Raw genomic sequence first — 24,605 nt, 5'->3', positions numbered from 1 at the left:
TTAACCTTGTTGGCGCAACTCTTCCAACTCACGGCGAATAGCTTCGGCCTCGCGGCGTGCAGACCCTAAACCTTGCATTGCAGCATCTAGTTCAGCTTCTGCTTGTGACGCTTTATTCGTAAGTTCACGTTCGCGGTGATGTAGGTAAGCTACCGCTTCATCACGTTGCTCTTCTGCCTCGTGTAAACGTGTTGCTAGATCGTCGATTTCATCCACGTTGGTAGAATTTACGCGGCGCAATTTACTGTAGCCCATATGAGCAATCCAACCCAAGCCAAAGAAAATCATAAATGCGAGGGATATCGCGATGATCAGTTCATTTTTATCCATCGTCTGAAGTCTCCTGGATCAAGCTAAATTCGATACGGCGGTTCTGTGCGCGACCTTCTTCCGTACTATTATCGGCGATTGGGTTTACTTCCCCATAACCGACAGATTTCATTTTTGCAGTTCTGATGCGACGTTGTAAAAGCGCTGCCAAAACGGCATCAGCACGTCCCTGGCTAAGGGTTTTATTAGATTCCTCGCCACCTTGACTGTCTGTATGCCCTGCAATCTCGAAAGGCGCACTAGGGCACTCAATCAAAATTTCTGCAATCGTATCAATTACACCCAAACTTGCTTCTTCGATACTGGATGAAGAGGGGGCAAAGTTGATTTTGCGTGCTCCAAGCACAGCTGTGATTTGCTTTTCGCAATCGGCATCACTTAAGCCAACTTCTGTTGCTTCGATGGTGAGCTTCTCATCATAAACAACGTCTGTCTCAAAGTTTACACTTGGCCCAATTCGTGTGGCAAATATGCGAGATATGATCGAAGAGATGTTCTTTTTAGCACTTTTGCCTTTTACATCGATCGTATCGGGTTGCACGATCACACTACCGTTATGCATATGTGAAAGAGCCTCTAAAGCTGCCATTGACCGGACTGTCCACCCATCTGGCAAACCTTCTACGATACGTGTTTGATTATGGATGCTCTCACTACCAAACAAAGAGGCTGCATAAGCTGATACTGTCGTTTTACGCAATGCGTCAGGTAAACGCCCTCGCATTTGAACCAAGCCTTCCGGGCTTTTGGTTACTGTGAAATCAGGTAAAATTATTTCACCTGTTTGGCCATCAATCAATGGTTTAGGTGTTAGGATTGCCTGTAGTGAAAATAATCGTGGCAATGCGTTTTCTAATTCACCAATAACAGTATCAAAAGTATCTTGGGTTACGGTATCAGAAGCGATCAATGCAATATCTGAGTCTGTAAATGTAATCGTGCCAGATTTTAGCTTAGCCATCGCATCGATAGACATTATGATAGCATCCGCCCAATCCGTTGTTGGAACACCAAGACCTATATTACAAGCAACACCACCCGTCAGCCCGACACGATGCAATGCGCGTGTGATCTTTGTCCTTGCAAAACTTGTGTCAGCAGAACAGGCGTCTAATGTGCCTTGGCCATCATTCATCTTTAAACGGAACTGAAATGGTGTGATTACGGGGCGCGGCGCTGAAATATTCAAAACCAAATTCAAATCATCTGGTTTATCTTCTGCCAATTTTTTCTTTAAGGTTTTTTCCGCTTCAGGTGTCTCAGACACAGCGGTTACTTTCACACGTTCTGGTGTGACGCTGACTTTTGACCGTGGCAATTGCTCCAAACGAGATAGTGCAAAATCAACGGATGTTTGCCATCCAGCAGGCGCTGCATGATCTGCTTGCTCTAACATATCTGTAACTTGCGTGTCTGGGTTCAGCTTTCTAACGCGATCCAAGATGTAATCGCGACCTAATGATGTTGGGATCAAACCGATCAAGGAAACACGCTCAACATTACGGAGAATTTCCAACGAAAACCGCGGCGGTTGCAGCCCATCAGGTTGTGATACGCTAGTTTTATCATACACACGGCTTTCGTTCACATTCGCATTCATCAACTGAATAATTCTAAACCGTGTTGCTTCATCCGCTGCCAAGCCACCGATAATAACTTGAAAACCATCCGCGCGAACAGTAGCCCAGCTTTCACCTGCTTCATTTAGGATTGTGACCAATCTGCGTTCTGTATGGCGTTCGACATGATCTACCAGTTTACCTGCTGTAAAAACAGCAAGCGCAGTCGCAAGTACAATACTGATAGCCCCTGCTAATAAGGCGGTCCAACGCATTTTTTACCCTTTACGCAATTGTCGTAGATTGGGGTCTACTGGAACCAAGATTGGCAATCAAGCTCCAAAGCCCAATAGACCTAGGATGATCAATAATCCCCAAAAGACAACAGGTATAAGCCCTGCATCTCTGTTCGATCTGAATAATCCCAAACAAACCTCTGGGTTGTCAATATCAAGACGGCGTAATTGCCACGTCAAATGCCACCCAAAGGTAGATATTGCGGCAAGGGACAGCAATAAAGTTATCACGCCTGCGGTTTCAATGATTGCGAATAACGTTGCGAATGTCATCAAGACAACAGTTGCCACCATAAACCATGATAACCAACGCGCTGTGTTGTTTCCAAACAAACGTGCAGTGGATTTGACGCCAATCAAAGCATCGTCTTCTTTATCTTGATGGGCATAGATCGTGTCATAAAACAATGTCCATGCCATACCAGATAGGTACAATAACACAGGTGCCCAACTTAAACTGCCTGTATGTGCGGCCCATCCCCACAATGCACCCCAATTGAACGCGACGCCTAAGAACAGTTGTGGCCACCATGTGAAACGTTTTGCAAATGGATAGATAAGGACAGGAACCAAAGCGATGATGCCCAATAAGATGGCGAATGTGTTAAAGGTCAGAAGAATACCAAACGATATAAGAGCTTGTATCGCCATCCACACGGCGGCTTGTTTTGTAGAGACTTGCCCTGATGGAATAGGGCGCGATTTCGTTCTGGCAACTTGTGCATCAACATCCCGATCTGCAATATCATTCCACGTACATCCTGCGCCACGCATAAGGAAGGATCCTATGATACAAGCGGTGAAAATCCAAACGTCGTGCAATGTGGCGCTATTGGGATCCCCAAGGATTGCCAAAAACAGCCCCCACCAGCATGGCAATAACAGCAACCAAGTTCCAACAGGGCGATCTGCACGCGATAATCGCAAATAAGGGCGCGACCATTTGGGGCAAAAACGATCCACCCAGTTTTTATCTGTCGCATCTGCCACACGCCCATCAACTTGGGCTGGTTTCTTTTTAGGATCGGTCATAGTTTAAGCCCATGATGAAGAAAGCAAAGATTAGACTCTATGTAGACGAGCCTTTGGGGGAAGGGCAATCCTTATCCCTGCCCAAAGACCAAGCACATTATTTGATAGGTGTCATGCGCCAAAAAGCAGGTGCTATGGTTGCTCTGTTTAACGGACGGGATGGTGAATGGCAGGCAGAGATTATTGAAGCAGGCAAACGCAAAGCTTTGTTAGTGTGCAAAGAGCAATCCAAACCGCAGCAGGCGCCACCTGATGTGTGGTTATATTTTGCACCTATCAAGAAGACACGCACTGATTTTATCGTAGAAAAAGCTGCTGAACTGGGTGCTGCGCGCATCTGTCCTGTGCAAACGGAATTCACCAATTCAGAACGCATTCGTCAGGATCGTTTGCAAGCACATGCTGTGGAAGCCGCGGAGCAATGTGGTGAAACGTTTGTACCCCCTGTTGAGGATATTCAAAAGCTAAGTGCTGTTCTGGATCATTGGCCAAATGATCGTAAGCTTTTGTTTTGTGATGAAACTCTGGTTAATGATATGACATCAGGTTTAAGTGGTGACAAAGATCAGAAATGGGCAATCTTGATTGGCCCAGAGGGTGGGTTTTCTGAGGCAGAGATTACACGTTTGCGCAATATGGAACAAACGCAATCTATCAGCCTTGGCCCACGCGTATTACGTGCAGACACGGCAGCAGTCGCAGCGTTAACTCTGTGGCAAAACGCATTGGGAGATTGGCGATGAATTTTATTCGCCCAAATGTACGCGCGCATTTCGCCAAATGGTCCGAGGCTTATTTGGTAGCTTTGATTATTATTATGGGTATCCGCGTTTTAATCCGCGGTTTCGTGATTCAAAGCATCATTTACGAAGCTATTGGAGGGGTAACAATTATCCTAGGGCTTGTCCTGTTACGTGGCACTATTCAACGTATCCAGTTTAAACGTAGTCAAAAAGCCCCTGGCATGGTGGATGTAACCGAACGCGAAATCAGTTATTTTGGTCCAATGCATGGCAAAACAGTTTCATTGGAAAGCTTGTTTAAAATCGAACTGCGCGAAAGCGAAGCTTATGCCTCTGTCTGGGTTTTGCACAATTCTGAAGGTGATCCAATGATTGTTCCAACGTCAGCTAAAGGATCTGATCGTTTGTTTGATGCATTTACAAGCCTTTCAGGGGTGAAAATGGATGTACTTGTGAAGGCTGTGAATACAGTTCCTGTGCACAGCCATGTTATTTGGGAACGGATATAAAAGACCAAATCGGCTTGACACTGCCGCACGAAACTGCACCTGTCATTTTAACATCTATTTAGGGAGATATATTATGTCGATCCCACAATCTGGCGGCGGCCCGATCGAACGACACGAACAATTAGCCGAGTATCTTGCAGAGGGCTGTAAGCCCAAAGAAGACTGGCGTATTGGTACAGAACACGAAAAATTTGGATACTGTAAAGACAGTCTTTTACCACTTCCATACGAAGGTGACCGTTCCATTAAAGCTATGTTGGAAGGCTTGCGAGATCAATTCAACTGGTCTCCAGTTGAAGAAGCAGGCAACATTATTGGCCTTGAAAAAAATGGCGCAAATGTGTCGTTAGAACCAGGTGGTCAGCTAGAATTGTCAGGTGCACCACTGGAAACCATCCACGAAACTTGCGATGAGGTGAATGTTCACCTTAAAGAAGTTCAAACCATTGCCGATAAAATTGGCGCTGGGTTTATTGGTTTGGGGGCAGCGCCCGAATGGACGCATGAACAAATGCATATGATGCCAAAAGGGCGTTACCGTTTGATGACGGATTATATGGGTCGCGTGGGTACACATGGTACACAAATGATGTACCGTACCTGTACAGTTCAAGTGAACTTAGACTTTGGGTCTGAGGCAGACATGGTGCAAAAAATGCGTGTTGCTTTGGCGTTGCAGCCTGTTGCGACAGCGTTATTCGCTAATTCCCCATTCTTTGAAGGCAAAGAAAATGGCCATAAAAGCTGGCGTTCCCGTATCTGGCGCGATCTGGATGCATCCCGCACTGGTATGTTACCATTTGTGTTTGATGAAGGCTTCGGCTTTGAAAGCTGGGTTGAATATATGCTGGATGTCCCAATGTATTTTGTTTACCGTGATGGCAAATATATCGATGCGCTGGGGCAATCATTCCGTGATTTCCTAAAGGGTGAACTGCCTGCATTGCCAGGCGAAACACCAACGCTTTCTGATTGGGCTGATCACCTGACAACATGTTTCCCAGAGGCACGGTTGAAGAAATTCATCGAAATGCGCGGTGCTGATGGTGGCCCATGGCGCCGCATCTGTGCTTTACCAGCCTATTGGGTTGGCTTGATGTATGACCAAACCGCTTTAGATGCAGCTTGGGATCTGTGCAAAGATTGGGATGCCGAAACACGTGAAGAATTACGCATTGCAGCTTCTGTTGACGGTGTCGGTGCTAAGGTTGGCGATATTTCTATGTTGGATATTGCCCGCGAAACAGTTGCGATTTCTAAAGCTGGCTTAGCTGCACGCGCACGTCCAGGTGCAGGCGGTATGATCCCTGATGAAACACATTTCCTGAATGCATTGGAAGAAGTTGTTGAAACAGGCATGTCGCCATCATGCGAACTTTCATCGAAATACAATGGCGAATGGAATGGTGATCTGAAGCGGATATATTCAGAATATAGCTACTAAAATCAGAGGGCGCTTGAAGCGCCCTTTTTATTTGCTACCAATCTTAGGTTCGGTGCCATCTTTAATGCGCGTAATATTCGCGCTGTGCTTGCGCCATATTAATAACGCCATTATGACCGCTATTATTATAGCGCTTTGATGTCCGAATACATATAACCAAACGGGGGATAGTGCTGCTGCAACTAAGGCAGATGCTGATGAAATTCGGATGATAATTGCTGTTGCAAGCCATGTCATACAGGCTGCAAAACCTGCCCAAAAATTCAAAGCAAGCATGATGCCAAGAAACGTTGCAACACCTTTGCCACCCTTAAAGTTTAACCAAACGGGGTAAAGGTGGCCTAAGAACGCAAATAAGCCGGCAACTAAAGCAGCGCCGTTACCGAAAAAATGAGATGCTATTAAAACTGCCGTTGCACCTTTACCTGCATCGAATACTAGGGTCAGGAATGCAGCAAATTTATTTCCAGTGCGCAAAACGTTTGTTGCGCCGATGTTACCAGAACCGATATCGCGTAGATTACCCAACCCCATGATATGAGCTAAGACCATTCCAAAAGGAATGGCACCTAATAAGTAACTTAAACTGGCAACAGCAATGATCGTTGTTGGGCTAAAATCAATCGGCAGCATAAATTTCGCGTCCCGCTAGGAATGTTCTCATCACCATACCTTGCATTCTGCGTCCGTCAAACGGTGTGTTCTTGGACTTTGATTTTAACTTCGAGCGATCCAACACGAACGGTTTATCAGGATCGAATAAAACCAAATCTGCGGGTGCCCCTTTTTTCATACGGCCACTTTTCAAGCCAAGTAGTTTTGCAGGGTTCAATGAGAGTGCGCGCCACAGTGTCGGCAAATCCATGTGGTCTGCATGAATCAGTTGCATCGCGGCAGGTAGAAGTGTTTCCAAGCCAACAGCACCAGATGCAGCTTCTTCAAATGGTAAACGCTTGCTTTCTTCATCTTGTGGGGTGTGCATAGAACTGATGATATCGATCAAGCCACTTGCAACTGCTTGGGCCGTAGCAACGCGGTCATCTTCATGGCGCAGCGGTGGTTTGACTTTAAAGAATGTACGGTAACCTTCTACATCCAATTCGTTCAATGTCAGATGATGGATCGAGGTGCCAGCTGTCACATCCAAACCATCTCTTTTGGCGCGTTGTAAAACTGGCAGTGCAACAGCGGTTGTGATCTGGCTGATGTGGTATTTTACACCCGTCATTTCGACCAAAGCCATGTCGCGCTCTAGTTGAATGCGTTCCGCCATTGGTGATGCGCCAGGTAAGCCTAATTTTGTTGCAAAAGGACCTGATGTCGCAACAGTACCCTTGCTTAACGATGGCTCTTGGATGTGACCCAATACTAATGCGCCCAGGCTTTTTGCATAAGTCAGGCAGCGCCCTAGAATCTTATTGTCCGAAATAACCTGGTCCGCGTCAGTAAATGCAACAGCACCTGCATCTTGTAAAAAGCCGATTTCAGCCATTTCTTTACCATCACGACCTTTGGTTAGCGCTGCCATTGGCAATACATTTACACCAGCGTCTTCAATCGCGCGGCGGTGGATGAACTGTAATGTTTCAGGGCTGTCCACAGCGGGCTCCGTATCAGGGCGCAAAACCATAGTGGTCACACCACCAGCAGCTGCAGCACGACCAGCAGAGGCAAAACTTTCTTTGTGGCGTTCGCCTGGTTCGCCAACTTTTACACCGATGTCGATGATGCCAGGTGCCAGGCATTTACCGCCACAATCAATGATCTCTACATCACCGACTGCGCCAAGATCAGGATTGCCGCCATAAATGATTTCTTTGATTTTTGTTTTCTTGATTAAGATAGAACCAATTTGATCTGTCTTTTTCGCAGGATCAATAATGCGGGCGTTGGTTAGAAGTATGCTCATGCCATCAGCTCCTTCTGTTTATGCTCTCGTATATTGTCTGCCAGAAGGTGCATCGCGGCCATACGTACGGCTACACCCATTTCTACCTGTTCTTGGATGACAGAGCGTGTCACATCATCGGCAATGTCACCGTCAATCTCAACACCGCGGTTCATTGGGCCTGGGTGCATTACAATCGCATCAGGCTTGGCATTGACAAGTTTCTTCGCGTCCAAGCCCCAGCGATGATAATATTCTCGTTCTGATGGGATGAACGCGCCATCCATACGTTCGCGTTGCAAACGTAGCATCATAACGACATCAACGTCTTTCAGTCCTTCGTTCATGTCATCAAAAACTTCGACACCAAATTGGTCGATACCTGATGGCAGGAGTGTTTTGGGCGCAATCAAACGAATGCGGCTTTCCATTTTATTCAGCAAGAAGATGTTGGAGCGCGCCACACGACTGTGTGCAATATCCCCGCATATAGCCACATTCAGGCGATGCAAGCGACCCTTGGCGCGGCGAATGGTCAATGCATCCAGTAAAGCCTGAGTTGGATGTTCATGACGTCCGTCACCAGCGTTTAAAACGGCGCATTTAACTTTTTCGGAAAGCAATTCAACAGCACCTGAATGCGGATGGCGTACGACCAACAGGTCTGGGTTCATGGCATTCAGTGTTAATGCTGTATCAACCAGTGTTTCGCCTTTTTTGATCGATGATGCCCCTAAAGCCAAGTTCATTACATCAGCACCCAAACGCATTCCGGCCAATTCAAAGCTGGCCTGTGTGCGTGTGGAATTTTCAAAGAACATGTTAATCTGGGTCAAACCTGCCAGTACATCTGAATGCTTATTTGCTTGGCGGTTTAGATCGACATATGTGTCTGCCAGATCAAGAATAGAAGTAATGTCGCTGGGGGAAAGATGCTCAATCCCTAAAAGGTGGCGCACTGAAAGTCCCATAAAGGCCCTCTTTCTTAATTTTGCTGCTTATAGGATGGGTTTGTTTGGGAAACAAGGGATTTACGAATGCTTGGCAAGTTTCTATTCTGCTAAAGGAATCTGGAGCACCCTTTAATGACACCTGAATTTGACTACATGGCTGCAAAAGCGGCTCTTGAGTGGCAAATCGAGCTGGGTGTTGATGAATGCATCTCTGAAACTCCCATAAATCGTTATGAAGTTAAGCCACAATCCAAAAAGCTAAAGTTTGGCGCTGGGTCTAATATTGCGCCTGTAAGTGAAATTCCTGTTATTCCACCTGTCGAAGACAGTGCCGCGGAAATCGCTGGTATCATGGCTGGAAAATGCGATGATTTGAATGCTTTGCGTGATGCGATGGCTGTGTTTGATCACTGTGCTTTGAAAAAAGGTGCCAAAAACTTGGTGTTTGCAGATGGTAATCCATCAGCACGCGTTATGATTATTGGCGAAGCGCCTGGGCGTGACGAGGATGCACAAGGTTTGCCATTCGTTGGGGCTGCTGGGCAGTTATTGGATAAGATGTTTGCGGCTATTGGTATGGCGCGGACAGGGGATAAACCAGAAAACGCCGTGTATATCACCAATGTTATGCCGTGGCGTCCACCGCAGAATCGCGATCCAGAACCAGAAGAAATTGCAATGATGTTGCCGTTTTTAAAACGCCACATTGAATTGGTAAATCCTGATGTGATCGTTCTTATGGGGAATACAGCGTGTCAGGCTGTATTGGGACGAAAAGGCATCACACGTATGCGTGGCACATGGGTAGAGGCTTACGGTAAACTTGTAATGCCAATGTTCCATCCTGCTGCATTATTGCGCGATGGATTGAAAAAACGCGATGCTTGGGCTGATCTACTGGCAATCCAAGCGCGATTAAAAGGCTGATCAAATGACTGAACGCGACTTTATTCCTATCCGCATTGCTGTGCTGACAGTATCGGACACGCGCACACTGGATGATGATAAGTCTGGCAATGTGCTGGTGGATCGTCTGACAAATGATGGTCATGTATTGGCGGACCGCCAGATATTGCCTGATGAACAAGATCAGATCGCCGATCAATTGCGTAAGTGGTGCGATAATGATGAAGTTGATACTGTGATCAGTACAGGCGGTACGGGGCTTACAGGGCGCGATATTTCGGTAGAAGCGCACCGCGAAGTTTATGAAAAAGAAATTGATGCATTCTCAACCTATTTCACAATGATCTCTGCGGCTAAAATTGGCACCTCCGCCATTCAATCACGTGCTTGTGCGGGTGTTGCGAAAGGCACATATTTATTTGCACTCCCAGGCAGCCCAGGGGCGTGCAAGGATGGTTGGGATGAAATTCTGCGCTTTCAATTAGATTACCGTCATAAACCTTGCAATTTCGTAGAGATCATGCCGCGTTTAGAAGAACATCAACGCCGTAAATGACCGATGTTTTCGAAACGTTAGGCCCTTGGGATGATAGTGGAGCGTTCAAAGCAGCCGTAGTCTTATTAAAAGACAGGCATGGGCGCATATTGCTACAATTTCGCGATGACTTTCCGCATGTAAAATCAGGCGGTAGATGGGGTTATTTCGGTGGTGAGATTGAAGAAGGTGAAACTGCGCGACAGGCTGTGATCCGTGAAACCGCAGAAGAAATCGGTATCAATATCCCTTCAAATGCTTTCCATCCCTTTGTACGCGTTATTTCAACCAGTCAAAAAGGCCACCAGCATTACGTTTTTATATGCGAACAGCCTATTGACCCATCGGACATCGAATTAGCAGAAGGTGCAGGTTTTGCATTTTTCAATAAAAGCCAGTTAGATCAATTCGATTTAATCCCAATTGTGCGCCAAGTGGTTGATCATTATTTTGAAACACGAACTTAGTTACAAAAATATCATTTGTCGGATACAGACTAAGTGTTAGTTTAAATTTTAGAAATGTTGAGCTCTATGCTGTGACTATCCAATGAGGGCAGAATGAAATTTATGACGCGCGGTCTTTTGGGCTTGTTTATCCTTACGATGACGATTGCATTGCTTGCAACTGCTGCGTCCGTGATGATTTCTGCACTCAAAGACGATGGCAGCGCTGGGCGTGACCGTGCCGCAAAAGAACGTGTGTTTTCTGTAAATGTGCTGACTTTAAAAAGCGGGGAAGCGACCCCAATTATTGCAACATTCGGCGAAGTGCTTAGTGGGCGTACGTTGGAATTAAGAGCAGCGTCTGGCGGGGCTTTGGTTCAAGTTGCCCCTAATTTTCGCGAAGGTGGGGTGGTGAAAAAGGATGATTTGCTATTCCAAACGGACCCCGCCACACGAAGCGCCGATGCACAGATTTCGCAAACACAGTTGGACGAAGCTGTTGCGGAATTAGAGGATGCAGAAGGCGCGTTAATATTGGCCCAAGATGAATTGGTTGCTGTTGAACATCAATTGAAACTGCGCCAACAAGCAATAGCACGCCAAAAGTCATTGCTGGATCGCGGTGTCGGAACTGAATCTGGTATGGAAGACGCCGAATTGGCAGCATCCTCAGCACAGCAACAAATATTGGCGACACGACAATCGATTGCGAATGCAAAGGCGCGGATTAAACGGTCTGAAATCGAACTGGCGCGTAGCCGTATTAACAACAGTGAAGCGCAACGTGAGTTAAGCAATACATCGATCTATGCCAAATTTGATGGTGTGCTTAGTGATGTCACAAGTGTTCTGGGTGGGTTGGTCAATGCGAACGAACGTCTGGCAACTTTGATAGATCCGAATGCACTTGAAGTTTCGTTTCGAATTTCAAGCATACAGTACAACCGTTTGGTTTCGAATACACAGAACTTAAAAGACATTGTTGTGCTGATTACTGCGGATGGTGGCGATCCAATTCCCGCACATATTGACAGGGTAAGCGCCGCTGTTGGTGAAGGGCAAACAGGGCGTGTGTTAATTGCTGCACTAGATGCTGGTGCTGTCAAAACATTGCGCCCGGGTGATTTCGTAAGTGTTTCTGTAGAAGAGCCAGCATTGCAAGACGTTGCCGTTTTACCATCTACAGCAGCCTCGGCGACTGGAGAAATATTGCTGCTTTCAGATGATGATCGTTTGGAGGAAGCATCGGTCGATATATTACGTAAACAAGCGGATGAGATTATTATCTCTATTGGTCAGCATGAGGGGCGTGAAGTTATAACAGAACGCGCCCCACAGTTGGGTGCGGGTATTAAGGTTGAACCAAAACGTGCAGGGCAAGCCAATGCACAGTGATCATATATATAGCGTAAAGGTATGATCTGATGGCGATGCGCAAGTTACCAAAATCAGCAGGGGGGATACTGTCGTATTTCACACGACATGGAACCGCTGCCAATTTGCTTTTGGTATTGATGATTACATTAGGTGCAGCTGCCGCAACGCAAATTCGTGCACAATTTTTCCCTGACATTATCATAGACTTCGTCAGCGTTGATGTGGCGTGGGATGGGGCAGGACCCCAAGAAATCGATGATGGCATTGTTGCTTTATTAGAACCAGTATTGCTCACTGTGGATGGTGTTGAAAGCAGTTCATCGGATGCAAGCCAAGGACGGGCCACTATATCGCTGGATTTCGAACCAGGCTGGGATATGGCGCGTGCTGCAGATGATGTAAAGGTTGCGGTAGATGCTGTTACGGATTTGCCAGATGGGATTGAAGAGCCTATAATTCGGCGTGGTGCATGGCGGGACCGTGTCACGGATGTTGTTATAACGGGCCCTGTATCTCCAGAGCAATTAGGACGATTTGGTGATGAGTTTATCGCGCGTCTATTTCGCGAAGGCGTAACACGCACAACAATACGTGGTGTCTCTGCACCAGAGATTACTGTCGCTATTTCCGAACGTGCATTAGTACAACATGATATCACATTGGTGCAAGTTGCAGACGCTATTGCCCAAGAAGCAAATACTGATCCTGCTGGAGATGTGGCAAGTGGCTTGGCCCGGGTTAAGACAGGTGTAGAGAAGCGCACGGCAGAAGATATCGGCACACTTGTTGTAAAGTCTAATCCAGACGGATCTAAGCTGCGGATATCAGACGTGTCAGATATCACAGTTTTAGGCGCTGATAGTAGACGTGCATATTTTGTTGACGATGACCCAGCCATTTCAATTCGTGTTGATCGCTCTCGCCAGGGTGATGCGATTCGTATGCAAGCTGTTGTGCAACGCGTTGCTGATGAAATGCAACTATCACTTCCTAAAGATGTGAGTGTTGATTTGATCCGTACAAGATCACAATCTATTTCAGACCGTCTGAATGTGCTTTTGGAAAACGGCATTTTAGGATTGGCACTTGTGATCATGTTGCTTTTTGTTTTCCTAAACGCACGAACTGCATTTTGGGTCACTGCGGGCATTCCAGCAGCTATGTTTGCCGCAATAGGATTTATGTATCTGTTTGGCATTACGTTAAATATGGTATCGCTTTTTGGGTTAATTATCTGTCTTGGCATTGTTGTTGATGATGCAATCGTTGTTGGCGAGCATGCTGATTTTCGTGCGCGAAACTTTGGCGAAGATGGTGCAGTTGCAGCAGAAAATGCAGCTCGGCGTATGGCCCCGCCTGTTTTTTCAGCAACAGTCACAACAGTTTTAGCTTTCTGGAGTTTAACTTTTGTTGGTGGGCGGTTTGGTAGTCTTATTATTGATATTCCACTAACAGTAATCGTCGTCTTATTAGCATCATTAATGGAATGCTTTATTATTTTGCCTAATCATATGAGTCATTCCGTTGGGCAAAAAGCCGACAAATGGTATGATTTACCTAGCCGTGTTTTTAACCGAGGTTTTAAAGTTTTTCGCGACAAATATTTTCGTGCGTTTATGAGTTGGGTGTTGATTTTCCGTTATCCCGTATTGGCATTGATGATCGTATTATTGTCGCTAAGTTCAGCGCTGTTTTTTAAAGGGGATGTTACATGGCGTTTCTTTAATGCACCAGAACGAGGCTCAATATCGGGTAACATCGCAATGTTACCAGGTGCCGATCGCAGTGATACTTTTGAAATGATGCGCGAGTTACAACGTGCCGTTGATGAAACTGCAATTGAATACGAACAAAAACACGGCGTGAACCCTGTAACTTTTGTGATGGCAGAAATCGGCGGCAACACAGGTCGTGGGCTTGCTGGCGCAGATATTAAAGATAAAGATTTATTAGGATCAATTGCTGTTGAGTTGATTGATGCGGATTTCAGGCCTTATACATCTTTTGTATTTTTGGGCGATGTTCAAGAAGCTGTACGCAATCACCCACGTCTTGAAACGGTTAGCTTTCGGGGGTGGCGATCTGGCCCTGGGGGGGATGCATTAGATGTACAGTTCTTTGGAGCAAGTGCCGAAGTTTTGAAGGCTGCTGCAGAAGCTTTGAAAACAGCAGTATCTCAATACCCTGAAGTATCTGCATTAGAAGATACACTGGCCTATGACAAAGAAGAATTGATCCTAGAGTTAACGCCTCAAGGCCAAGCATTAGGATTTACAATTGATATCATTGGGCGCGAATTGCGAGATCGGTTGAACGGTATTGAAGCCGTTTCGTTCCCAGTTGGAGCACGCACATCAGAAGTGATCGTGCGTTTGAAAGAAGATGAACTAACAGCCGATTTTTTGGATCGAACTAAAGTTCGCAGCCCCGCTGGTGAATATGTAAACCTTTCTACAATTGTAACTGTTGATGCAAAAATAGGATTTACCACTGTACGCCGTGAAAATGGTATTCGTGTAGTATCAGTAACAGGTGATATCTCTGAAGATGACCCAATTCGTGCGGAAGAAATTACAACGGCATTACGGACAGAGATTCTTCCTAAGATTACATCAGAATTAGGAGTGGAATGGCGCACGTCTGGTTTGGCGGAACAAGAGCAAGACTTTCTATCCGATGCATCTAAGGGGCTGATTCTATGCCTGCTAGGGATTTACCTGACACTTACATGGATTTTTGCAAGTTGGTCGCGCCCATTTGTTGTAATGTCGATTATCCCATTTGGTTTGGTTGGCACAATCTATGGTCATTATGCTTGGGACATTCCGCTTTCCATGTTTTCTGTTGTCGGTCTTCTTGGCATGACGGGTATCATTATTAATGATTCGATTGTCCTGGTGACAACAATTGATGAGTATGCGGAAAAACGTGGATTGTTTCCTGCTATCGTTGATGCAACCAGCGATCGATTGCGTGCTGTGTTACTCACAACGCTCACCACAGTATTGGGGCTGATGCCGCTGCTGTTTGAAACATCTCGCCAAGCTTTGTTCTTAAAGCCAACTGTTATTACACTTTGCTATGGATTGGGCTTTGGTGTTGTAATGGTTCTCCTCGTAGTACCGTCACTTGTCGTCGTTCAAAAAGATATTTCGCGCTTGGTGATATCGTCTAAGCGGATAACGTTGGGCCGTCGTATTCCGCAACGTTTCAAACTTTTGTTCATAGGGGCGATTAGTGCATCTGTCGTATTGATGGGCGCGACATTAGGGCCATTATTTGCAACACAAACAGCGGCTAATTGGGTGGGAAACATACTGCCTGAGGTATTATCGAACTCGCCTATTATGGCGACACTCATAGTAATTATATTGGGTATGATTCTGATAATTTCTGTAACGACTCTGTTGCTGTTGGCGATTGCCAAGCCGCGTAAGCTTTCTTAGCTAGCTGCGGGGCACCCAACGATTTCAATTGATTTGGATGCGCCAATTAAAGTCACACGTAATTTACTGCGATCTAAAATAAACGGATTATTTGAAAATGAAATCAATTCCGCCTGTGCTGTCGCAGTTTTTCCTGATTGTGCCAATGATGTGGAATTAATCCATATATTTTTGTCAGGAAATTCAATCACAGCTCTTTGCGCCTTAGGGGCTTGCCCTTTAAATTTGATGTTTGCTGTAATACTCAAGCCATCAGCGGTTGGGTCAACCTTACATGATATTGACCGTACACCACCGGCTTTTGCAGATTTTGGCCGCTTAGACAAAGCTGTTTCGATTTCATCGTAATAGGCAACAGTCCCTGCTATCAGTTCAGCATTCAAACGAGAATTTACTGGAATACAGACATCAGCGCATACTCCAAAATCAATATGTGTCTTGATTTTGATTGGTGCGCCATTTTGGGATGGTGTAAACTCAATTGGTAAAACCAATTCGTTTTCATATCCAAGTGTCTGAATACCATCTTGGTTAAAAACTTCTGGGGTAGGCCAGTGGTACTGAACACCTTTTATGTTATTAGATCCGTTCCATTTAAACGCAGGCGGAATACCGTTTCCGCCCGGTGCACGCCAATAAGTTTTCCAACCATCTTCCAGTCTGATACGAATTGCGGCCATGTGTTTGCCGTTTTTTTTGCGCCAACCTTGCAGAAATTCAATAGCTTTAATACCTGTTTGCGCAGAATAATCCTCTGCCGCAGCAGGGTTTGTTACGGCAGCAATTAAGCAGCTGATTTTTAGAATCTGTTTCAACATAGTCTGGGCCTTGTTCTTCGGGTTCAAACTATAGATTTGCTGATAAAGGTGAAATCATATTTTGGTGACATATATGTCATGCGGCTTATCGGCACTTGCACGCTGAGAATTTGTGCCCCATGATTTAAATATGGATACAAAAATTAAATTACCTCATTTAGATGGAAAATTATTAATAGCAATGCCGGGCATGGGCGATGCTCGTTTCGAAAAGTCCCTTATTTATATGTGCGCACATTCCGAAGATGGCGCAATGGGATTGATCATAAACAAGCCTGCATCAGATTTACAATTCTCTGATTTATTGGAACAGCTAGACATTACGCCATCACAGTCATTCCGCCCAATCGAAGTTCATTTTGGCGGTCCTGTAGAGCATGGTCGTGGCTTTGTATTGCATTCCAAAGACTATGTGGCCGAAGAATCCACACTTGATGTGAACGATGATTTTGGCATGACAGCTACACTGGATATCCTAGAGGATATTTCACAGGGCAATGGTCCAGATAATTGTCTATTGGCACTTGGCTATGCTGGTTGGGGGCCAGGACAATTAGAGGATGAAATCCGCGCTAACGGTTGGTTAACCTGTGATGCGGATGCCAAACTGGTTTTTTCGGAAGATAGTGAAACAAAATGGACTGCAGCGATTGAAAGCATGGGTATTGATCCCCGTATGTTATCTGCCGAAGGCGGCTCCGCTTAATCGCGCGGTGCTGCTGCGCGTTTCAAACGGTCATTGATTGCCAAGCCCAAACCAGTCATCGGAATAGGACTGATTGCGATGGATTTCTCCACGCCTGCAATCCCATCAATATTGCGCATATAGGCAAATAGGTTTGCAGCAGCTTCAATCATATCCCCCGTAGCGGATAGGTTTAGCACAGTACCTTTTACATCAGCGCCAAAGCCAAGCAAAACTTCGTTACTTTCAACCGAGGTTGCATTTAGCCTGACCGCAGCATTGGGCGCATAATGCGATTGTAATTGCCCTGGTGATTGCGGTGTCTTTGGGTCTTGCGGTTTAGCTATCGCATGTCCCAAACAAGCTTCAACCGCTTCCACTGGCAATCCACCTGCGCGCAGTAATGAAACGCGGTCATCCTCTATTTTTAGAATTGTAGATTCTATACCAACCTTACATTTGCCACCATCGACAACCGCATCAATTATACCATCCATATCAGATGATACATGACCAGCAGATGTTGGGCTGATGCGCCCTGATGGGTTGGCTGAGGGTGCAGCCAACGGCCCATCAAATGCCTTTAGTAAAGCTTGTGCGGTTTCATGCGCTGGGATGCGAATAGCAACTGTATCCAGTCCGGCGGTAACCAATTCAGATAGCCCATGATTTTTCGCCAACGGCAAAACCAAACTCACAGGTCCAGGCCAAAATGCACCAACCAAATCCAATGCAGTTTTGTCAAACTGTGCAAACCGTTTCGCTGTCTCTAAATCCGCTACATGAACAATCAGTGGATTGAAACTTGGCCGCCCCTTTGCAGCATAAACAGACGCCACTGCATGCCCATTACAGGCATCAGCGCCCAGTCCATAAACCGTTTCTGTTGGAAACGCGACCAGGCCGCCATCCGACAAGATGCTTGCGGCCTGTTCCAAACCATTTTGGTCATCGCATAGAATTTGCGTTTTCAATTCAGTCATCTGACGTTAAGTCCATTTTGTCGATACGGCATTGCGGCCACAGCATTTTGGTGTTTGTCTCTCATAAACGGACAGGTGCTGGGATGCAAAGACTCAGTTTTGAATAGGGCAGATGGTGAAATGAAGAAAACTTTCGGTATAATCAGGTTTCCCCATGAAACAGCACCAGAAGAGGGCCAAGCGATTGAAGTCGCCAAAGGTATCTTGTGGATACGTCTGCCGCTGCCAATGGCTTTGGATCATGTGAATGTTTACGCCTTGGACGACGGTGATGGTTGGCTGATCGTAGATACGGGGTATCATTCCAAACGGGGTGTGAAATTGTGGAATGATCTATTAAAGGGACCACTTGGTGGTAAGCCTGTCAAAAAAGTGCTGATGACACATCACCATCCAGACCACATCGGTAATGTTGGATGGTTCCAACAAGAACATTGCACAGAAACGATTTCAACGCGCACAGCATGGCTCTATTCCCGTATGATGGTGCTGGATCAACAAAAAGAATGGCCGCCAGAGCTTGCTGCATTTTATAAATCCACAGGTATGGATGATGGTCTGTATCAAGAACGCTTAAACAACAGGCCATTCAACTATGCAGATATCGTTCATCATATGCCGCTTGGGTTTACGCGTATCACCCAAGATGACGTTATTACAATTGGTGATCGTACATGGACCGTTCACATCGGCAATGGTCACGCCCCTGCACATGCCACGCTTTGGTGTAACGAAGAGCCGCTTGTGATTGCAGGGGATCAAATTCTACCAGGTATTTCGTCTAATGTTGGTGTCTATGCCACTGAACCAGATGCAGACCCACTAGAGGAATGGTTGGAAAGTTGCGAACGCCTTTCCAAATTGGCGACCGAAGATCATCTTGTTTTCCCAGGTCACAAGCTTCCTTTCACAGGCTTACCTGCACGTTTGCATCAATTGATAGAGAATCATCACAGTGGCCTGCGGCGCCTTTTAGAGTTTGTTGAAACGCCTAAAACAGCCGTTGATTGTTTTCCAATGCTCTTCAAACGAAAAATTGAAGGCGGAAACTATGGTTTGGCTATGGTCGAAGCGATTGCGCATTTGAACCATTTGTATCTGGCGGGTAAGGTGACTAAAACTGCCAACGATGATGGTATCTGGATTTGGCAAAGCAAATAGGGACGAACTATGTCAGACGGAATTAAAACCACAGCCGAAGCTATTGAAGCAGCAGCTTTGCCAGAAGCTTATGCTGTGCGTGTGGACACAAACAAAGGCGAACGTGTTCAGTCAGAACCAGTGCCAGCGGGCATTGCAAAAAAGCCATTAGAACAGAAAACACCTGCGGAATGGGCCTATGAACGTATTGTTTTATATATCCAAAATTTTGAAAAAGAATTGGATAGCGAACATGAGGTTGGCATGGGTTTCACAGGCGGTGAAGTTGGTACGCTTAGAATTCAAGGTATGGGATATTTTGCACCTGACTTGATCACGTTTTATGGGACTGACCCAAATGGTGCCAAAACGCAGTTGGTTCAACACGTCAGCCAGTTGAATGTTATGCTTGTTGCCTCTGCTAAAGAAGATGAAAAAGCAGAACCAAACCGTATTGGTTTTAAGTTGGCTGAAGATTTGGAAGAAACGCCAACAAGTTAAGCGGCAACAGTCTTGTATCAGATGGACGCACTACGATTTCGTTACTTTGCAAACGGGTAGTTTTGTGAAATATAGACGACAAATAGGATTATAGGGGTTAATGACATGGCTAAATACGAACATGGAAAAATGGACACTTCAGCTCAAGAAGCAGCATTTGACGGCTTCATCCGTTGGAGCATCCGTGTAGGATCAATCAGCATTGCTGCTTTGATTTTCCTAGCAATCTTCAATTCATAAAAATTACTTGGGGGCGAATATGTCTTTGATGCGCAATGCAGTGCTGCTGTGTGCAGCAATCATCTTGTCGGCTTGTGCCTATGGTACAGATGATAAATACGCCTCTGATACCGAAGTTGCAAAATTTCAACACGTTAGCCAAGAGCAACCATATTTAATGTTGATGACAATGATCAGTAATAAATCTGGTCGCGGTGGACACTCTTCCCTTGTGATCAATGGATCGCAAACAGTGATGTATGATCCTGCTGGACGTTGGTTCAACTCACATGCACCAGAGCGTCATGACCTATTATATGGTATAAATGACAACATCCTACAGCTTTACAGATCATTCCATGCACGCGACACACATCACGTTGTTTCGCAAAAGATCTATGTGACACCTGAGATCGCAGAACAGGCATTAGCCGCAGCAAAAGCACAAGGTCGCGCATTGGATGCAACCTGTGCAATCAACACGATTGCGATCCTTAATCAATTAGAAGGGTTCCAAGGTGTGAAATCCACATACTTCCCAGAAAAACTGATGAAACGCTTTGGTGAACTGCCAAACGTTCAAACGGATAAATACTTTGAAAACGATACGGGTAAAAACTAAACCCAACCACAAAGGCGCGAAGGTAACACTCGCGCCTTTTGTTTATCTGACGACAAAGCCAACACCCTTTATCAAAAGGATAACTCACCCATGACAACGAACAAGCGCATCATACTTTCCAGTGACCACGCCGATATTGATCTTCGTCAGGCCATTGCCAAACATATCAAAGCTCTTGGTTGGGAGGTGGTCGACATCGGGCCAACAACATCCGAAAGTACAGATTACCCCAAGCATGGTGAAGCCGCAGCACAGCGTGTTGCTTCTGGTGACTGTCAGCTTGGCATTATTCTTTGCGGTACTGGTCAAGGCATCATGATGGCTGCGAACAAGATTAAAGGCATCCGGTGTGGTGTTTGCACTGATACATTCTCGGCACGTATGATCCGCCAGCACAATGATGCCAACATGCTCTCATTAGGTGCGCGTGTGATTGGCGAAGGGTTGGCTCTTGATATAGTGGGCGCTTTTTTGAGCGCTCGTTTTGAGGGCGGACGACATGCAAAACGCGTGGATATGATCAAAGCATTAGAAGAATAACGCCATACTTTAATTGAAAACTAAGTAGGCAAAAATAAACCCCCGCAGGGTGAACCTGTGGGGGTTTATCTATTTATAGTCGTCGGTCTTACAAAAGACCTTCACGCTGTGCTTTTTTACGAGCCAGCTTGCGCGAGCGACGAATTGCTTCAGCTTTTTCACGAGCTTTTTTCACGGACGGCTTTTCGTAATGTTGCTTAAGCTTCATTTCACGAAAGACACCTTCACGTTGCAATTTTTTCTTGAGGGCACGAAGTGCCTGATCAACATTATTGTCGCGTACTGATACCTGCATGTGGTAACACCACCTTTCTAGAGTTAGAGTTGCAGAATTGCAGGAAGCTGCCATATAGCAGTGAGATTGCTGTTTGTCTAGTGTGTGGAGGATAGACCAATGCCAAAGAAGAAAACCGAACAAGACCATATTTTATTGGCCCAAAAGCAGTTGGTAGAGGCCGCTTTACCCCATGTTATGTTCGATGGTTGGTCCGATACAACGTTCAAAGCAGCCGTTAAAGATTCGGGTGTGGATGAGGGGCTAGCCGCCCAAACATGCCCACGTGGTGCCGTTGACCTTGCGCTGGGGTTCCACCGTTTGGGGGATGAAGCGATGGTTGATGCGCTAAATTCCGCTGACCTATCTGATATGCGTTTCCGCGATAAGATCTCTAAAGCCGTAGAATTACGCATCCGCGTTGTGGCAGATGAAAAAGAGGCTGTGCGTCGTGGCGTGACACTTTTTGCATTACCCCAAAACGCAGGTGAGGGTGCACAAGCACTTTGGTCGACAACAGATAAGATATGGACTGCATTGGGCGATACATCTGAGGATGTAAATTGGTACACAAAACGGGCCACACTTTCTGCAGTTTATTCATCCACAATCTTATTTTGGCTGGGTGACGACAGTGAAGATTTCGCCAACACTTGGGCGTTTTTAGATCGCCGTATTGATAACGTGATGCAGTTTGAAACCGTTAAGGCAAAACTGAAAAACAACCCTTTGGGAAAAATGGTTTCTGGTTTGTTTGATAACATTCGCAAACCATCAACATGCGCACCAGATGACTTGCCTGGCAAAAAGATGACAAGCTGAAAGAGACCCTTAATAAGAGCCTCTTTCAATATGCTGTTTATGATTAAAACAGGAAATCATCCTGTGTAAATTCAACAGAGCCAGCATGTGTTATCGTTATTGTGTCTGCGCCATACGTTACCACTGTAAGGCGGCTGTTGATTTCATTGATAGAGATGTCTGAGAATTCTAAACCTGTTGCAGAAAGATCGATACTATCGCTGTCGTCAAAACCAAGGATCATATCGTCACCATCACCCAGAGTAAATTCGAAAACATCTGCACCAGCTCTTCCAAGAAGGGTATCGTCACCCTCACCACCATTCAGGGTGTCATCACCTAACCCACCACTTAGTCGGTCATCACCCTCGCCGCCGTTTATTGTGTCACTTCCTGATCCACCACTTAGTCGATCGTCACCTTCGTCGCCGTTTAATGTGTCATTTCCTGATCCGCCGCCTATTCGATCATCGCCATCGCCGCCGTTTAATGTGTCATTTCCTGACCCACCACCCAGACGATCATCACCTTCGCCTCCATTTAGTGTGTCATCTCCTGACCCGCCGCCGAGGCCATCATCGCCCTCACCGCCATTCAGTTCATCATCACCAGATCGACCGTTTAGACGATCATCACCATCGTCACCATTAAGGGTGTCGTCGCCTGATCCGCCATTAAGCCTGTCGTCCCCGATACCACCATTCAGTTCGTCATCACCAGAGCGGCCAAGAATATTATCGTCTCCATAACCACCATTGATTGTATCATCTTCACTGCGGCCAGAAATACGGTCGTCCAACAAAGAACCGTTTGCGACGTCATTATTAAATGTACCGCGTCCATCGATACGGTCTGCCAAATTCAGCAGAACAGTTGTACCTGAAACCTCATATGAAATAGCAAGTTGTGCTGTACCTGATGTGCTGTCATCAGCAGAGATAAACTGGATCACCTCAGGCGAAATATCTCCGTTTTGACTGCTTTCGATATAACTTGCAAAAGTAGCGTTTGCTGGGTCTGTGATGTCAAAGATCATGATACCACTGTCGCGTTCTAGGCCGACAAACGCAAACACACGACCATCGATAGTACCAACTGTAATAGCCTCTGGTTCAGGGCCTTTGTTGTCAGAGCGGTTTTCGTCAATTACGTCGGGGTCATCGGATGGGAAGTCATCATTGTTGAATGCGTTTGGAACACGTAACTCTGCTATGAGTTGTTCAAACTGATCACCACTGTCAAAAACGACATTTCCGTCTGTGTCGAAAATTGTAAAGCTGCGGCTGCCATATGAATGGATAACATCAATATCCCCATCGCCGTCGGTGTCACCATCGATGATGGAAATGTTCAAACGCTCCAAACCTGTTGTATCAACAGATGGATCAAAGGAAACACCTTCAACATTACCATCCAAGATATCTTGAACGCGGGCTGCATCACCACCTGGCTCGTCAAAATCGCCACGATCATCGCCTTCGTTGGCTGTCAGAAAATATGTTTCTCCATCGATCTCAACAGCTGCCAAAGCATCGGGCATACGCAACCCCTGAATGTCATATGTATCGATTGCAATTGCATCGTCTTTGTCGTTCGGATCCAGACCAAAGCCCTCTTGCGAATGGTCTTGTGTGCCCAATGGCAGAAGTTCTGTAAAGCTACGCGTTTCTAAGTCGAAAACAGCAACGGTGTTGGATTCTTGTAGTGAAACTAAAAGATTACCCGTCACTGGGTCAATCGCAATATATTCTGGTTCAAAGTCAACAGAGGCGCTTTGGTCGTCAAAAATACGTACACCCAATTCACGCAATTGATCTTCCATACCGTCGAATGCTTCAAAGCCATATGTGTTCGCGGTGAGGCCAGTGTCAGTGATGTCGATGACTGCCACTCCGCCTTGAGCTTGCGTATTCAGATCGACATCAAACTCGCCCTCGATTGCAGCATATATTTGTGTGCCATCATCGCTAAAGGTGATCTGGTCAGGAAGGTTTCCAACGTCAACGGAATCAACCAACTGTAGATTATCTGCATCGTAAACGGCGATGATCCCAGGTTGAGGTTCCCCGTCAACAGGATCGCGCTCAACGGCAACGGCAATTTTGCCATTTTTGATGGCAACAGAGTTTACGCCCGCATAGCCTGGTAGTGTTGTAAGATCAATTTCACCAGTTTTTTCGCCTGTTACGGCATCAAAGACGTCAATACGGTCATCCGTACCATTAGTTACGTATAGAACACCGTTTTCATAGGAAACCACTTCTGATCCGCCATCACCTGATCCCGAATTAAAAGTGTGTTCAATGGATATACCATTTGCAGTTGCTGATTGATTGTACATTTGGAATGTCCTCAAAGTTAAAGCTATCGCTCAGTATCCAGAGGCTGTAACAATCGTTTGAAGTTTTAGAAAAGATTTTGTGACAAAACCAATATATTATAAGTTGCTTAATAATGCAGGGATTTCATAATTTTACATTATTCTATAATATGGTGGCGCAACAATCTTTCTATTTTCTATAGAGCTTATATTCAGCCTTGAGTGGTGCCTAAATCCG

General features: G+C 45.8%; 25 protein-coding genes. 15 read left to right on the top strand and 10 right to left on the bottom strand.

The window, feature by feature from the left end:
• The 3 genes from F9L33_RS11505 to ubiA are packed head-to-tail and all read right to left on the bottom strand — an operon-like array spanning position 1 to position 3,217.
• Positions 1–330, bottom strand: coding sequence for a hypothetical protein (locus tag F9L33_RS11505; protein ID WP_152142922.1), 330 nt, complete (start codon positions 328–330; stop codon positions 1–3).
• Complete coding sequence (locus F9L33_RS11500; protein ID WP_152142921.1) at positions 323–2,164, bottom strand: OmpA family protein; 1,842 nt, start codon at positions 2,162–2,164, stop codon at positions 323–325. The genes F9L33_RS11505 and F9L33_RS11500 overlap by 8 nt, the downstream gene beginning before the upstream one ends.
• A 57-nt stretch (positions 2,165–2,221) precedes the next feature.
• Positions 2,222–3,217, bottom strand: a complete 996-nt coding sequence (gene ubiA, locus F9L33_RS11495) for a 4-hydroxybenzoate octaprenyltransferase (RefSeq protein ID WP_152142920.1) — start codon at positions 3,215–3,217, stop codon at positions 2,222–2,224.
• A 14-nt stretch (positions 3,218–3,231) separates the two neighbouring features.
• Between ubiA and F9L33_RS11490 the strand changes: the two genes are divergently transcribed.
• From F9L33_RS11490 to F9L33_RS11480, 3 genes are all read left to right on the top strand, one after another.
• On the top strand, positions 3,232–3,960 hold the full coding sequence (locus F9L33_RS11490; protein WP_152142955.1) for a 16S rRNA (uracil(1498)-N(3))-methyltransferase: 729 nt from the start codon (positions 3,232–3,234) through the stop codon (positions 3,958–3,960).
• Positions 3,957–4,469, top strand: a complete 513-nt coding sequence (locus F9L33_RS11485) for a hypothetical protein (protein WP_152142919.1) — start codon at positions 3,957–3,959, stop codon at positions 4,467–4,469. The genes F9L33_RS11490 and F9L33_RS11485 overlap by 4 nt, the downstream gene beginning before the upstream one ends.
• 73 nt (positions 4,470–4,542) lie before the next feature.
• A complete protein-coding gene (locus F9L33_RS11480) occupies positions 4,543–5,913 on the top strand; it encodes a glutamate--cysteine ligase (RefSeq protein WP_152142918.1) in 1,371 nt (456 codons plus the stop codon).
• Positions 5,914–5,940: 27 nt separating this feature from the next.
• On the opposite strand, the gene plsY is transcribed toward F9L33_RS11480, so the two are convergent.
• The 3 genes from plsY to F9L33_RS11465 are packed head-to-tail and all read right to left on the bottom strand — an operon-like array spanning position 5,941 to position 8,772.
• Positions 5,941–6,546, bottom strand: coding sequence for a glycerol-3-phosphate 1-O-acyltransferase PlsY (plsY, locus tag F9L33_RS11475; protein ID WP_152142917.1), 606 nt, complete (start codon positions 6,544–6,546; stop codon positions 5,941–5,943).
• Positions 6,533–7,822, bottom strand: coding sequence for a dihydroorotase (gene pyrC, locus F9L33_RS11470; protein ID WP_152142916.1), 1,290 nt, complete (start codon positions 7,820–7,822; stop codon positions 6,533–6,535). Before pyrC ends, plsY begins: the two co-directional genes overlap by 14 nt.
• Positions 7,819–8,772, bottom strand: coding sequence for an aspartate carbamoyltransferase catalytic subunit (locus F9L33_RS11465; RefSeq protein WP_152142915.1), 954 nt, complete (start codon positions 8,770–8,772; stop codon positions 7,819–7,821). Before F9L33_RS11465 ends, pyrC begins: the two co-directional genes overlap by 4 nt.
• Before the next feature lie 114 nt (positions 8,773–8,886).
• On the opposite strand from F9L33_RS11465, the gene F9L33_RS11460 reads away from it, so the two are divergent.
• The 5 genes from F9L33_RS11460 (at position 8,887) to F9L33_RS11440 (ending at position 15,464) form a co-directional block, all read left to right on the top strand.
• Positions 8,887–9,681 carry a uracil-DNA glycosylase family protein gene (locus F9L33_RS11460; RefSeq protein WP_152142914.1) on the top strand — a complete coding sequence of 265 codons (795 nt, stop codon included), beginning with the start codon at positions 8,887–8,889 and terminating at the stop codon, positions 9,679–9,681.
• A 4-nt stretch (positions 9,682–9,685) separates the two neighbouring features.
• Positions 9,686–10,216: a molybdenum cofactor biosynthesis protein B gene (gene moaB / locus F9L33_RS11455; protein WP_152142913.1), complete on the top strand. Its 531-nt coding sequence runs from the start codon at positions 9,686–9,688 to the stop codon at positions 10,214–10,216.
• A complete protein-coding gene (locus F9L33_RS11450) occupies positions 10,213–10,662 on the top strand; it encodes an NUDIX domain-containing protein (RefSeq protein ID WP_152142912.1) in 450 nt (149 codons plus the stop codon). Before moaB ends, F9L33_RS11450 begins: the two co-directional genes overlap by 4 nt.
• Positions 10,663–10,755: 93 nt before the next feature.
• Positions 10,756–12,036 (top strand): efflux RND transporter periplasmic adaptor subunit, encoded by a 1,281-nt coding sequence (locus tag F9L33_RS11445; protein WP_152142911.1) that lies wholly within the window; start codon positions 10,756–10,758, stop codon positions 12,034–12,036.
• Between the two features lie 29 nt (positions 12,037–12,065).
• Positions 12,066–15,464 (top strand): efflux RND transporter permease subunit, encoded by a 3,399-nt coding sequence (locus F9L33_RS11440; protein ID WP_152142910.1) that lies wholly within the window; start codon positions 12,066–12,068, stop codon positions 15,462–15,464.
• Here the strand turns inward: F9L33_RS11440 and F9L33_RS11435 are convergent.
• Positions 15,461–16,282 carry a protein-disulfide reductase DsbD domain-containing protein gene (locus tag F9L33_RS11435; RefSeq protein WP_152142909.1) on the bottom strand — a complete coding sequence of 274 codons (822 nt, stop codon included), beginning with the start codon at positions 16,280–16,282 and terminating at the stop codon, positions 15,461–15,463. The two genes, F9L33_RS11440 and F9L33_RS11435, sit on opposite strands and share 4 nt — an antisense overlap.
• Before the next feature lie 130 nt (positions 16,283–16,412).
• Here F9L33_RS11435 and F9L33_RS11430 point away from each other — a divergent pair, with 130 nt between their 5' ends.
• A complete protein-coding gene (locus F9L33_RS11430; protein ID WP_152142908.1) occupies positions 16,413–16,988 on the top strand; it encodes a YqgE/AlgH family protein in 576 nt (191 codons plus the stop codon).
• On the opposite strand, the gene F9L33_RS11425 is transcribed toward F9L33_RS11430, so the two are convergent.
• Positions 16,985–17,950: an L-threonylcarbamoyladenylate synthase gene (locus tag F9L33_RS11425; protein WP_152142907.1), complete on the bottom strand. Its 966-nt coding sequence runs from the start codon at positions 17,948–17,950 to the stop codon at positions 16,985–16,987. The genes F9L33_RS11430 and F9L33_RS11425 overlap by 4 nt on opposite strands.
• Before the next feature lie 120 nt (positions 17,951–18,070).
• Between F9L33_RS11425 and F9L33_RS11420 the strand changes: the two genes are divergently transcribed.
• From F9L33_RS11420 to rpiB, 5 genes are all read left to right on the top strand, one after another.
• Complete coding sequence (locus F9L33_RS11420) at positions 18,071–19,111, top strand: MBL fold metallo-hydrolase (RefSeq protein WP_152142906.1); 1,041 nt, start codon at positions 18,071–18,073, stop codon at positions 19,109–19,111.
• Positions 19,112–19,120: 9 nt separating this feature from the next.
• Entirely contained in the window at positions 19,121–19,591 is a 471-nt protein-coding gene (locus F9L33_RS11415; protein ID WP_152142905.1) for a DUF6173 family protein, read from the top strand.
• A 105-nt stretch (positions 19,592–19,696) separates the two neighbouring features.
• On the top strand, positions 19,697–19,831 hold the full coding sequence (locus F9L33_RS11410; protein ID WP_152142904.1) for an aa3-type cytochrome c oxidase subunit IV: 135 nt from the start codon (positions 19,697–19,699) through the stop codon (positions 19,829–19,831).
• A gap of 19 nt (positions 19,832–19,850) precedes the next feature.
• Positions 19,851–20,432 (top strand): hypothetical protein, encoded by a 582-nt coding sequence (locus F9L33_RS11405; protein WP_152142903.1) that lies wholly within the window; start codon positions 19,851–19,853, stop codon positions 20,430–20,432.
• Positions 20,433–20,522: 90 nt separating this feature from the next.
• A complete protein-coding gene (gene rpiB / locus F9L33_RS11400; RefSeq protein WP_152142902.1) occupies positions 20,523–20,972 on the top strand; it encodes a ribose 5-phosphate isomerase B in 450 nt (149 codons plus the stop codon).
• An 88-nt stretch (positions 20,973–21,060) separates the two neighbouring features.
• Here the strand turns inward: rpiB and rpsU are convergent, their stop codons facing one another.
• Positions 21,061–21,267, bottom strand: coding sequence for a 30S ribosomal protein S21 (gene rpsU, locus F9L33_RS11395; RefSeq protein WP_152142901.1), 207 nt, complete (start codon positions 21,265–21,267; stop codon positions 21,061–21,063).
• A gap of 99 nt (positions 21,268–21,366) precedes the next feature.
• Between rpsU and F9L33_RS11390 the strand changes: the two genes are divergently transcribed.
• Positions 21,367–22,068, top strand: a complete 702-nt coding sequence (locus F9L33_RS11390; RefSeq protein WP_152142900.1) for a COQ9 family protein — start codon at positions 21,367–21,369, stop codon at positions 22,066–22,068.
• Positions 22,069–22,111: 43 nt separating this feature from the next.
• Here F9L33_RS11390 and F9L33_RS16025 read toward each other — a convergent pair whose 3' ends face one another.
• The gene (locus F9L33_RS16025) at positions 22,112–24,388 is read right to left on the bottom strand and encodes a choice-of-anchor I family protein (RefSeq protein WP_152142899.1); all 2,277 of its coding nucleotides are present in this window, start codon (positions 24,386–24,388) and stop codon (positions 22,112–22,114) included.
• Positions 24,389–24,605 lie beyond the last annotated feature (217 nt).

This window comes from Amylibacter sp. SFDW26, assembly GCF_009184395.1.
In the GTDB taxonomy this organism is placed as follows: Bacteria; Pseudomonadota; Alphaproteobacteria; order Rhodobacterales; family Rhodobacteraceae; genus Amylibacter.
This window is presented reverse-complemented; position numbering and strand designations above follow the sequence as displayed.